Annotated in this window: 9 protein-coding genes; 1 reads left to right on the forward strand and 8 read right to left on the reverse strand. The window is 57.7% G+C overall.

Annotated features, from left to right (window positions below; genetic code table 11):
- Positions 1 to 329: 329 nt before the first annotated feature.
- Positions 330 to 2,945, reverse strand: a complete 2,616-nt coding sequence (locus V1T76_RS08915) for a caspase family protein (protein WP_330560317.1) — start codon at positions 2,943 to 2,945, stop codon at positions 330 to 332.
- Between the two features lie 380 nt (positions 2,946 to 3,325).
- Between V1T76_RS08915 and V1T76_RS08920 the strand changes: the two genes are divergently transcribed.
- The gene (locus V1T76_RS08920) at positions 3,326 to 4,177 is read left to right on the forward strand and encodes a GNAT family N-acetyltransferase (protein WP_330560318.1); all 852 of its coding nucleotides are present in this window, start codon (positions 3,326 to 3,328) and stop codon (positions 4,175 to 4,177) included.
- A 36-nt stretch (positions 4,178 to 4,213) separates the two neighbouring features.
- Here V1T76_RS08920 and V1T76_RS08925 read toward each other — a convergent pair whose 3' ends face one another.
- The 7 genes from V1T76_RS08925 to V1T76_RS08955 form a co-directional block, all read right to left on the reverse strand.
- Positions 4,214 to 5,158, reverse strand: a complete 945-nt coding sequence (locus V1T76_RS08925) for an ornithine cyclodeaminase family protein (protein WP_330560319.1) — start codon at positions 5,156 to 5,158, stop codon at positions 4,214 to 4,216.
- Between the two features lie 102 nt (positions 5,159 to 5,260).
- Positions 5,261 to 6,361 (reverse strand): calcium:proton antiporter, encoded by a 1,101-nt coding sequence (locus tag V1T76_RS08930; protein ID WP_330560320.1) that lies wholly within the window; start codon positions 6,359 to 6,361, stop codon positions 5,261 to 5,263.
- A 135-nt stretch (positions 6,362 to 6,496) separates the two neighbouring features.
- Positions 6,497 to 7,276, reverse strand: coding sequence for an ABC transporter ATP-binding protein (locus tag V1T76_RS08935; RefSeq protein ID WP_330560321.1), 780 nt, complete (start codon positions 7,274 to 7,276; stop codon positions 6,497 to 6,499).
- Positions 7,273 to 8,028, reverse strand: a complete 756-nt coding sequence (locus V1T76_RS08940) for an ABC transporter ATP-binding protein (protein WP_330560322.1) — start codon at positions 8,026 to 8,028, stop codon at positions 7,273 to 7,275. The genes V1T76_RS08935 and V1T76_RS08940 overlap by 4 nt, the downstream gene beginning before the upstream one ends.
- 11 nt (positions 8,029 to 8,039) lie before the next feature.
- Positions 8,040 to 9,176: a branched-chain amino acid ABC transporter permease gene (locus V1T76_RS08945; protein WP_442970100.1), complete on the reverse strand. Its 1,137-nt coding sequence runs from the start codon at positions 9,174 to 9,176 to the stop codon at positions 8,040 to 8,042.
- Positions 9,177 to 9,179: 3 nt separating this feature from the next.
- Positions 9,180 to 10,208 (reverse strand): branched-chain amino acid ABC transporter permease, encoded by a 1,029-nt coding sequence (locus V1T76_RS08950; RefSeq protein WP_330560323.1) that lies wholly within the window; start codon positions 10,206 to 10,208, stop codon positions 9,180 to 9,182.
- Positions 10,209 to 10,297: 89 nt separating this feature from the next.
- Entirely contained in the window at positions 10,298 to 11,644 is a 1,347-nt protein-coding gene (locus tag V1T76_RS08955) for a substrate-binding protein (protein ID WP_330560324.1), read from the reverse strand.
- Positions 11,645 to 12,046 lie beyond the last annotated feature (402 nt).

The following is a 12,046-nucleotide window of genomic DNA, read 5'->3' on the forward strand; positions in this document are numbered from 1 at the left end:
GCCGCCACCTCCGCTCGGGCCGCCGCCGCCACCACCGCCGCCGCCGCTACTTCCGCCTCCGCTATTACCACCCCCGCTGTTGCCACCGCCGCTGTTGCCACCGCCGCTGTTGCCGCCGCCATTGTCGTTATCACGTGCGGCAGGGTCGTTGATCGGGTCGTACACGGGTCTGGATGCCCGAGTGCTCGTTGAAGGTGCTGATACTGGCTGCGTTACTGTCTGTGGAGCCGGGTTTTGCTGTGTCTGGCATCCTGCGACCAAGAGGCTCAGCACTCCGGTAACCGGCAGTAAGAACAAAAAGGTTTTCACCTGAATATCTCCCTCAGTGATTAGAACAGATCATATCTGGGGCGGTCCTGCTCCCATTGATGCTTGATCAGAGCGATCAGGGCGTCGTCGCCGTTGGCGGGTGATCGACCCGAGGCTTTGAAAAAGTCCGCCAGTGCTTCGCGGGTTTTCCGGCCAGGCTGACCGTCGACGGGCCCCGGATCGAAGCCGAGGTCGGTCAAGGCTTGCTGCATGACCTTCGCCTTGAGGTTTTTACGCGATTCGCCGAGAGCTTTCCGTGCCTGTTCCGCAGCCTGCGAGGAGGGTTCGACGGCGACTGCCATGGCCAGCATGCGAATACGGTCCTGCCCAGCTGCGTCTCCATCCTTCTGACCGAGCATCCAGGCGGTGTTATAGGCGCCCCAGGGATCGCCACGCTGAGCGCTCTCGCGGAACCAGCGCGTTGCCTCTTCGTCGTTTTTCTCTACGCCCTGGCCGTTGTAGTAAAGCAGTCCGATAGCCGTGCCTGCGGCTGGATGGCCGCCGTCATGTGCTTTCCTGAACCAGCCAAGCGCCGCTTCGTAATCCTGCGGCACGCCTTTGCCATCGCGGTAGAGCGTTCCCACATTGAGGAAACCGTAGATGTCGTTCCGGGATGCCGAGCGATTGTAGTAGTAAACGGCACGGTCGACGTTTTCTTCCACGTGCTGGCCATTCAGATAAAACCCGCCAATGGCATTGAACGAGAAGGTGTGACCTGCCTCCACCGACTGGAGCAGCTTTTGCAAACCGTCTTTTTCGTTTTGCGCGGTACCTTCCCCCTTGATTTCGGCCATTCCCAGGGAATGAAGCGCATAGGCGTCGCCCCGTTCCGCTGCCTTGCGGTAAAGTTCGACGGCCTTCTTGCGATCCCGGTCGATGCCGGCGCCCAGAAAATACATTCGCCCCAGCACCTGGCCTGCCCGGACGTGCCCCATCTGGTAGGCCTGTTCGAAGTAGCTGATAGCCTGCTTCAGGTTGCCTTCGGCGAATGCACCACGGCCGCGCTGGAAAACGAAACGGCCGATCTCCGGATAAGCTGCCATCGCTTCCGCGCAGGCTGCATCCACCGCAGCCGGATCGAGATCGTTTGCCAGACGCCCCTCCGTCACAGCCTGCAAATCGAACGGCTGCGTTGCCAGGCGGTCGCACTGCGTGACGCGGGGCTGCACGATCTGCGTGATCGTTTGGGCCGACCTGCCTTCTACCGCCGGCAATTCCAGTGCGAATTTCCGCGCTTCACGTTCGCTGCCGATCTGTGGTCGAACGGTCAGCGTCGCCAGCGCGGAGACAGGAAACCGGTCACCGGCCTGCAGAAGACGGTTGTCGGATGAAAGCTGCAGGTCGCTATCAACGGAGACGACCTTCAGCCAATCGCTCGTTGCCGGCAAATCTTCAACTGGAGCTTCAGGGTAGACCGGCACAGCGCCGACGCCGATGTTGGCATCGACGGCCCCCTTGGATGCAGCGTCTTCAAGCCATGCGAGAAGGGCCTCAAGCCGCTTCGTCCGGTTTTCGTCCTCCTGGCTGTCTTGGGCCGGTGTCTCATTCTGCGCAACGGTAATGGAAGCGATGGCCGATGCAGACCCACCCCATTGGTCTTCCACTTCGTAGGAAATCAATTCCACGTCGCCGGGTTGCGCGCCTTCCGGCACGAACTCGAGACTGGCAAGCTGCGCCGCGTCTATGACATCTCCTTCGGCGACAGCCTGTCCGCCGGGAAGCTTCAGGGAGCCCTTCTCAGGCAGCAAGGTCAACTTCGCCTTCAGCCAGCCGCCTTCCGGCTGCACCGGTTCGGGTATGCCGATCGGCACGGGATCCACCGATGCCGGCACACTCACTCTGTGATGGGCCGTCACGATCGGAGCGGGCTTGGGCGGCACGAAGTAGAAACTGGTGACGAGCGTTGAATCCTCATAAGGGATCTGCTGCCCGCCGGTCTTGCGCACCACATCGTCCCGAACCTTGGTCATCAGGTCCTTGATTTCGAGCGCTGGATCCAGAGCATTCTCGACCACCGAGGAGGTGAACGGGCTCATGGGACCCTTGCCGTCATAGGCAACCTGGCCAGGACGCGTAGCATAGGAAATGAAAGTACCGAGCTTGTTCGGAATCCTGCGCAGGCCTCTTGTCTTCCCAAGCGCGTATTCTTCCTCACCCCAAAACAGGCTTGCAATTTCGAAGGGATTGTCGCGGCAGGCATCCAGCATGACGATCTGCAGGCTGGAAGCGGCCTTCATGTAGTCGAGAAGATGCGAAACCTTGAGGCTTTCGAACTCCAGATCGTATTGAGACGACAGTTTGGCATCGACGGGAAGAATGAAATTGGCGTCGCCAACCTGAAGCGCGTGGCCTGAGTAATAGAACAGAGCCGTATCGCCATCATTGAGTTCACGCAGGAACCGGCGGACGACCTGCTCCAGATCCTTCTTGTTCAAGTTGGTGCCAATGGTTACGTCGAAATCCGCCTCCCGGAGGATTCTGGCGATCTCCGTCGTATCCTTGACGGGATTTTCGAGCGGCGTGACATACTGGTAATCCTGGTTACCTATAACGAGCGCCACTCTCCGGCCGTCATCGGTCTGTGCATTCGCATGGCTGGATGGAAACGCAAGGGCAACGCCGACCGGAAGGCTCAACAGCCCCATCCTGACTGCTTTCCTCAATCTCCAGGCCGGTCTGGTGGAGATGATTGATTTGCCAACCTGTGTGGCAAGAGGTCGATAATCCCGTTTTTGCATAACGTCCTCAGCGCTTAAATCTGCGTGAAACTATTGCGCTAGAGCTGTTGCCTGTCTGTGACGAAACTCACATGGAGACACTTCTGGCTCGCCGATGCCCACCACATGCCTTAAGGGAAAGTGATGCACACTTGTGAAGTCGACGCAAGGGAGACGACGTTCGCAATCGATGGCAGCTTATGTGAAAACGACGAAAATGCCTTCCTGGTGCAAGTGTTTCTTTTCATTCCGAGTCATCCTACGCTGAGGCAAAAGCCCGCAGACGCTCAGGAGGCCAGATGACAGACGCATTCAGGATTCGCCAACTGACTGAAGACGAGATCCATATACCGCTCGAGCTGGCTGCGGAGGAAGGGTGGAATCCCGGACTGGAAGACGGCCCAGCCTTTTTCACGGCAGATCCGAACGGGTATTTTGCCGGCGAAATTGACGGGAAACTGATCAACGTCATCTCGGCGGTCCGCTACGGCGACACCTTCGGCTTCATCGGACTTTACATTTGCAAGCCCGAGTTCCGGACCATGGGATACGGTCACCGTATATGGGCCCATGCGATGAACTACCTGGGACCGAGGGTCATCGGACTGGATGCGGTCAAAGAGCAAACCGCCAGTTATGCCCAGCACGGCTTCAAGTCGGTCTATCGGAACATCCGGCACGCAGGGATCTCGATGTGCGACACGCCAATGGACCCGCGTCTTGCGCCGCTTGGCCACGGTCTTTTTCCCGGTATTCGTGATTACGATCAACGTTTCTTCCCGGCAGAACGCACGCAGTTTCTGAAAACATGGGCTGCGCCCATGCTTGAAACACGCAGGGGTTTTGCATTCGTCGAAGATGGCCATGTTCGAGGTTACGGTGTTATCCGTCAGTGCCGTGAAGGCTACAAGATCGGGCCGCTCTTTGCTGATGAGCCGGAAATCGCCGACACCCTGTTCCGGACACTCGCCGGCCAGGTCAAGGGGCAGACCGTAATCCTGGATACGCCAGAACCAAACGCGGCAGCGCTGCTGATGGCTGAGAAATACGAGCTGTCACCGGAATTCGAAACGTTCCGCATGTACCGCGGTCCTGCTCCCGATCTGCCGCTTGATCAGCTCTACGGCATCACGACGTTTGAATTGGGCTGAGGCGGCGGACCATCTCTGCCCTTAAACGTCCCGCCGTCAGTGCTCGACGGACTGATAGGCGAGAATGGCGCCGGCAAGGTCTTCCAGGGCTGCACCGACGGATTTGAACATGGTAATCGCTTCGTCGCTCTGCCGGCCTGGGTGTTCGCCGCGGCAAAGCTCGTAGAGATCAGCCTTGATTTCACCCGGGCTCAACAAACCTGACTTGATCGGCTGCACGATGTCACCGCCTTCGGACAGACACCCGTCTCGCGTATCAACGAAAATCTCGGCCCGTTTGATGAGGTCATCGTCGCTCTCACGCATGCTCGGCTTGAAAGCTCCGACCAGATCCACGTGTGTGCCCGGCTTCAGCACCGCTCCCTTGATCAGCGGCTCGGATGACAGTGTCGCGGCGCTGACGATGTCTGCTTCCCCGAGCGCTTCCTTTAAACTTGTTGCCGTCTTGAGCTTCACTGGAAACTGATCGGCCAGCGAACGCACGAGTTGATCCGTCTTGTCCCTGGACCGCCCCCAGATGGTGACTTCGTCGATGGAACGAACGGCCATGTGTGCGGCGATCAGGTTGGGCGCAAGCCGTCCCGTTCCCAAAACTAGAAGGTGCCGCGCGTCAGACCGGGCCAGGTAGCTGGCAGCCAGCGCGGAGGCAGCAGCGGTTCGCCGGGCGGTCAGTTCGCCGCCGTCGATGAGCGCCAGCATTTCTCCGGTCCGGGCATCCGACAAAAGGTATTGTGCGGAAATAGCGGGAAGATTGCGTTCGGAATTGCCCGGAACCACGTTGACGACCTTCACGCCCGCGTAGCCCCCCGGCACCCACGCCGGCATCAGCAGGACCGTTGCGTCCGGCTCGCCGGGTACTTCCATGTCGTGATGGTGGCGCGTCGGCATAACACAGCCCGACCGGAACATCTTTGCCAGTGCGTCTATCAGGTCTGGAAATGGCAACGCATCGCGGGTCTGGTCTTCGGTCAAAAGCAGCATGTTAGGCCAATCTGTTGAGAGTTAACTTTTAAGAATACAAATCATATTCGCGGGAGCAGTCCAAGCAGAAGCCGTGTTTAAAACCGCTGCGGCGCCGAAATTTCAGGACAAATCGAAGATCATCATCACGTAAGCAGCGAAAAGGGCCAGATGGACAGCGCCCTGGAGATAATTCGTTGCCTTGCTGCCGAACGTCAGCAAGCTGATGAACAGGGTTAGAACAAGCAAGATGATTTCAGCGGGTTCCAGTCCAAGTTCTATTTTCAGACCGGTGACCCATCCAACCAGAAGAACGGCAGGTACCGTCAGACCGATCGTGGCCACGGCTGAGCCAAGGCAAATATTCACCGCGCGCTGAAGCTTGTTGTCTCGCGCTGCCTGCAAGGCACTCAGACCTTCGGGCATCAAAACGAGCGCTGCGACGATGAAACCACTCAAGGCCAGAGGCGCCCCCAATCCCTCAATGCCGAACTCGACATAAAGCGCGAGCTTCTTTGACAGGAGAATGATCGGCAGCAGAGAGGCAAGCAAACCAACGATATGAAACGGCATTGACCGAACGACTACAGGATGATGCCCCTCCTCTTCACCGTCGAGATCAGGTTGCCGGAAAATATCACTGTGCGTGACTGTCTGGATCGCCAGGAAGACCCCGTAAAGCAGCAGGGACATGCTGACATCGAACACCGATTGCAACGGAGACAATTCTCCGCCGGGTGCCGAGTGGGTTATGCGTGGCAGCACCAGTGCAAAAATGGCAAGCGGGACCAGCACCGACAAGAACGCGTTTGCACCCTGCAGGTTATAGGTCTGGTTCTTGTGACGCAGACCTCCTGCCAGAAGACACATCCCAACGAGCCCATTGAGCACGATCATTACAACCGAGAACATGGTGTTGCGCGCCATTGTCGGCACGGCGTCTCCCGACAGCATGACCGCTACGATCAGTGCGACCTCGATGCCAATGACTGCCAGGGTCAGAATCAATGTCCCGAAGGGTTCTCCGAGCAGCGTTGCCAGGCACTCCGCATGCCGGACAACCGAAAATGCGCACCACATCACCGTGAGGAAAATGACTGCGAGCAGAAGCAGCGATGGGACGATCCCGATTTCTGCCGGTTTCAGTGCATCACCCAGGAAGATGAATGCTACAAAGACTGCAAATCCTGTAAGGCTCGGCAATTCCGATTTTAGGCTGGTCACAAAGAAACCCGATTAAAAAATGAAAGCATTGACGACACACTATAGCCCGTCGCTGTCACCTTCAACCAATCCCGGCAGACAAAAGAAAAGGCCGGCGCTATGCGCCGGCCGATCATTTACCAATGTTCCGATGGATCAAATCGCCAGGTATTCCTGTCGCAATTGGGCATTGTCGAGAACATCCTGCGCCGCTCCGTCAAACACGACTTCGCCCATGTCCAGGATGACTGCCCTGTCCGCAAGATGAAGCGCCGCAATTGCGTTCTGCTCAACGATAATGGTCGTGATACCGAGGTCCTTAACGCCCTCCAGGATGCGCTCGATCTCCTGAACGATCACCGGAGCAAGACCTTCGTAAGGCTCGTCCAGCAACAGCAGCTTGATGTCGCGCGCAAGGATGCGGGCAACGGCCAGCATCTGCTGCTCTCCGCCGGACATGGTGATTGCTTCCTGCGACCGGCGCTCTGCCAGACGAGGAAAATGCTCATAGATGCGCTCGATCGACCAGCCAACCGGCTCAGCGATCTGTGACAGTTCAAGATTTTCCTGTACCGTGAGGCCAGGAATGATGCGTCTGTCTTCCGGCACGAGGCCAACGCCCTGACGTGCGGCCTGGTAGCTCTTCATGGAGTGGAGCGGCTTGTGATCAAGCCAGATCTCGCCGTGCTTCAGTTGCGGGTCGTCCATACGGGCGATCGCACGCAGTGTCGAGGTCTTGCCAGCGCCATTGCGGCCAAGAAGTGCCAGGATCTCCCCTTCGCGAATGTCGAAGCTGACACCCTGAACAATATAGCTTTCGCCATAGTAGGCATGCAGATCCCACGCCGATAAAAATGCCGGTGCTCCGCCTTTTGATTTGCGCGGCGGCACGCCGGGAGCGGATCTGCCGCTGAACTGATCGTCTATTAGGGTCACAGATGCGCTCCTCCGAGATAAGCTTCCTGCACGCGCGGATCCCCTTTGATTTCTGCGGGCTTGCCTTCCGCGATGATCGTTCCCTGTGCGAGCACGGTCACCTTGTCGGCGAGCGAAAACACAACATGCATGTCGTGCTCGATGACCACCTTGGTAATACCGCGACCGGCAATCCGTTTCAGAAGATCGATCGTGTTGTTAGTGTCGGCGCGAGACATGCCCGCTGTCGGTTCATCTAGAAGCAGGAGCTTCGGATCCTGGGAGAGGCACATGGCCAGTTCGAGCCGGCGTTTGTCTCCTCGTGACAGGGAACCGGAGATAACGTCCTTCTTCTCCGCCAGACCGACATCCTCCAGCATGTGGAGCGCCTTGTCCTGGATCTCCGTATCCGCATCCAGCCGCTTGAACGGCCGCAATGAGAACTGTCCGTCGCGCTTGGCCATGGTCGGAATGATGACATTCTCCAGGAGTGTGAGTTCCGCGAAGATTTCCGGCGTCTGGAACACGCGCGAAACACCGACCTGGTTGATCTCGTAGGGCTTCATGCCAGTCAGCGATATATTGCCGAACTTGACGGTGCCTGTATCGGGGATCAACCGTCCGATCATGCAGTTCAGAAAGGTCGACTTGCCTGCACCATTCGGTCCGATGATCGCGTGAACTGTGCCTTGCTCAACCGAGAAATTGACATTGTTGAGGGCTCTCAGACCGCCGAACGACTTGTTGACGCCCTCTACACGTAGGATTTCCATATTCTTGTTCCTTACTCTGCAGGGGCGGTTGCGCGGTTCGGCTCGGACTTGCCGGACGAGCGCTTGAACAGCTTACCGATCCGGGACACGCCTTCCATGATGCCACCAGGCAGGAAGATAACGATCAGCATGAAGAGAACACCGAGCGTTAGATGCCAGCCTTCACCGACGAACAGGCCTGCAACGGAAATGACCGGGCCTTCGATAAAGTCGGGAAGGAAACCGAAAATCTCATGCAGGGTCTGCTCGTTGAAGGCAGAGAAGATGTTCTCGAAATACTTGATCAGGGCCGCACCGAAGATCGGGCCGAGCAATGTGCCCGCACCGCCGAGAATGGTCATAAGAACGACCTCACCGGATGCGGTCCATTGCATGCGCTCAGCACCTGCGAGCGGATCGGTGATGCACATCAGTGCTCCGGCCAGACCTGCATACATGCCAGAGATCACAAACGCCGCCAGTGTGTAGGGACGCGGATTGAGGCCGGTGTAGGTCATGCGGTTCTGGTTGGTCTTCACAGCGCGCAGCATGATTCCGAATGGTGACCGGAAGATCCGCTGGGCGATGAAGAAACCGATCAGCAGAATGACTGCGCAGAAGTAGAAGCCACCCCACCCGGTCATTTCAACGCCGAACAGGTTCGCGATCAGGGGGCCTTCCTGACCACCATTGCCATCGAACAGGCGCGGGTCGCTGCGTAGAACACGCAAGCCCGTTTCACCGTTGGTGATCGGCGTCAGAACCGAATAGGCCAGATTGTAAGACATCTGGGCGAAAGCAAGGGTCAGGATCGAGAAGTAGATGCCCGACCGGCGCAGCGACACATAACCGATGGCCAGGGCGAAGATGCCGGAGGCGATGATTGCCATGATCACGGCGGGGATCGGGTTCATGCCAAGCAGCTTGAATGTCCAGACCGCGGTATAGGACCCGACACCCAGAAAGGCCGCGTGACCGAAGGACAGGTATCCCGTCAGACCGAACAGAATGTTGAACCCGGTTGCGAAGAGACCGAAGATTGCAAACTTCTGCAGAAGGTCCGGATAACCCGCCCCCACCGGCTCCAGCCAGATCGGCATGGTGAGTACCGCAACAGCGAAGACGGCGAAGAAGATGTAGTCGCGTGCAGGAGATGTTTTTGTAGACATTTCTTAGTTCTCCATGACGCCCTTGCGGCCCAGCAGCCCGCGCGGACGCACGAGAAGGATGACCACGGCAACGAGATAGATGATGATCTGATCGATGCCGGGCAGGATGGCCTTGATTTCGTTCATCGACGCGAAGGACTGCAGGATACCGAGCAGGAAACCTGCCGCGACCGCTCCTGGCAGCGATCCCATGCCGCCGACAACCACCACCACAAAGCTGAGGACAAGGAAGTCCATCCCCATGTGATAGTCAGGTGGCAGGATTGGCGTGTACATGACCCCCGCCAGACCGGCGACCACGGCAGCAATCGCGAAAACGATGGTGAAACGGCGTTCGATGTTGATGCCAAGCAGCCCGACCGTATGGCGGTCGGCCATGCCGGCACGCACGACCATGCCGAATGTGGTGAATTGCAGAAAGGCGAACACGGCTGCGATGATTGCGCCTGCGAAGGCAAGATAGACCATGCGCCAGTAGGGATAGACGATCACGCCAGGATCCATACCGAGGGCAGCTCCGATGTCCGCAGCACCACGCACGGCGTCAGGCGCTGTTTGCGGGATCGGGTTGGCACCAAAGATCGACTTGATGATTTCCTGAAGGACGATAGCCAGACCGAACGTGACGAGGATCTGATCGGCATGTGCCCGGTTGTAAAAATGCTTGATCAGGCCGCGTTCCATGATGAAGCCGAAGAGCAGCATAACGGGAATGGCAAGCAGGATGGAAACCGGCACAGAATAGTTGAGAACCCAGTGACCGAAATCGCCCAGATAGGCTTCGATATAGGGTGTCCGGATCTCGAGAGGCGTTCCCCAGGCCGTTGTCTTGGTCGGGTCCGTAGTCACGATCTCCAGGCTGAGCAGCTTGTTGAACGTCACCGCGCAGAACGCACCCAGCATGAACAAGGCACCATGCGCGAAGTTGACGACCCCGAGGGTCCCGAAAATCAGGGTCAGCCCAAGAGCAATCAGCGCATAGGCGCCGCCCTTGTCCAACCCGTTCAGCAGTTGAAGAATAATCACATCCATGGTCTTGCCGCTATCTGCTGCGTCACTTGCCTCTTGATAAGCAGCAGCCGCCGGCGGAGATCCTCCGGCGGCTGCCGACGTTCAAGGGCTTATGCGCCGTTGTTGCACGCCCCGAGTTCGCCACCCAGCATGTCTGCCGGGTATTCGACCTGCGAACGCGGAGTGATTTCCACCACTTCCAGAAGGTCGAACTGGGAGCTCGGGTTTTCCTTACCCTTCACGACCAGAACGTCCTTGAAGCACTGGTGATCGTCGGCGCGATAGAGGGTCGGACCATTGCCCATGCCGTCGAACTCGAAACCTTCGAGGGCCGCGGCAATTGCACAAGGATCGAACGTGCCTGCCCGCTGTGCAGCGTCGGCATAAAGCAATGTCTGCACATAGCAGGTGTGAGCAGCCTGGCTCGGCGGGAAGCCGTATTCCTGGCCGAAGGACTTAACGAAAGCCTTGGAGCCTTCATCCTGCAGTGACCAGTGCCAGTTGGTGGAACCGAAGATACCCTTCACGTTTTCACCGGCACCCTGTGCCATCAGGCGGGAATAGAGCGGAACGACGATCACGAAGTCCTTGCCGTTGACCTGCTTGTCGCGCAGACCGAACTGAACGGCCTGGGTCAGGGAGTTCACCATGTCCTTGCCGTAGTGGTTCAGGACCAGTACGTCGGCACCGGAGTTTAGAACCGGCGTGATGTACTGCGAGAAGTCACCTGCACCAAGCGGTGTGCGAACGGCAGCGACCGTCTCCCAGCCCATGCCTTCGGTGTACTTCTTGATGGATTCTTCCTGCGACCAGCCCCAGGTGTAGTCGGCCGTCAGGTGGTAGGCCTTGCGGTCGGTGCCGTAGTTGTTCTTCAGCACCGGTGCCAGCGCAGCGCCGGACATTTCGGTATTGAAGAAGTGGCGGAAACCATTCTTGCGCTTGTCCTTGCCGGTGGTGTCGTTGGAGTGGGTCAGACCGGCCATGAAGATGACGCCTGCTTCCTGGCAGAGCGACTGAACGGCAATCGCGACGCCGGAGGACGAACCACCGGTGATCATGATCGCGCCGTCTTTTTCAATCATGCGCTTGGCGGATGCACGCGCCGCGTCTGATTTGGTCTGCGTGTCACCGGTAACGAAGGCGACCTTCTTGCCGTTGACGCCGTTGCCCTGAAGTTCCTTGGAGGAGAAGGTGTTCAGCAGACCGCCGTCGCCTTCACCGTTCAGGTGTTTCACAGCCAACTGATAGGCACGCAGTTCGTCCGCCCCTTCGTCGGCATAAGCGCCGGTCTGCGGAACGTTGAAGCCCAGAACGACTTCAGCGCCTGTCGGCTCGTTGAGGTAACCGGCAGACCATGCGCGACTGGTGAAAATGGTTGGCGTTGCCAGAGCGGCACCGCCCAGAGCACCAGCGCGCAAAATGGAACGACGATTGAGGGGTTTACGAATTAAGCTCATACTTTCCTCCCAGAAAGGCGTTGCGTGCCCACCTCGGGCACGCCTGCAATAGCTGTACAGCTGCAAGCAATTCCGGCTTTTTCCCGTCCGGGATCCCGGCTCCTCCGCACCAAAACTGCAAGCTGCAACGACTGTAAAAAAATCCTCTGCAAAACAGCAATACGACTATCGGATCGACCTGCATAAATCGATCATTATACTTTCGAAGTATTCGTAGAGATTTTTTTGCATTATTCGCGAATTATATCGCAATGCAGCATTTTTGTTCTTCTTAAAATTCAGCCACTTGCCGATCATTCATACCGCAATGCGAAATTACCTCCACGTTAGGCGGCAAAAATCCAAGAATTCAAGGCGTTAGACCAAAGTGCAAGGTTGTGTGAAGGTCAGAGTAGCTACGGG

This window comes from Roseibium sp. FZY0029, from assembly GCF_036350355.1.
Taxonomy (GTDB): Bacteria; Pseudomonadota; Alphaproteobacteria; order Rhizobiales; family Stappiaceae; genus Roseibium.

Bases quoted from the DNA above. Each gene is read 5' to 3' on its own strand.
- V1T76_RS08920 (WP_330560318.1), top strand. From the start codon at position 3,326: ATGACAGACGCATTCAGGATTCGCCAACTGACTGAAGACGAGATCCAT.
- V1T76_RS08925 (WP_330560319.1), bottom strand. From the start codon at position 5,158: ATGCTGCTTTTGACCGAAGACCAGACCCGCGATGCGTTGCCATTTCCA.
- V1T76_RS08940 (WP_330560322.1), bottom strand. From the start codon at position 8,028: ATGGAAATCCTACGTGTAGAGGGCGTCAACAAGTCGTTCGGCGGTCTG.
- V1T76_RS08945 (WP_442970100.1), bottom strand. From the start codon at position 9,176: ATGTCTACAAAAACATCTCCTGCACGCGACTACATCTTCTTCGCCGTC.
- V1T76_RS08950 (WP_330560323.1), bottom strand. From the start codon at position 10,208: ATGGATGTGATTATTCTTCAACTGCTGAACGGGTTGGACAAGGGCGGC.
- V1T76_RS08955 (WP_330560324.1), bottom strand. From the start codon at position 11,644: ATGAGCTTAATTCGTAAACCCCTCAATCGTCGTTCCATTTTGCGCGCT.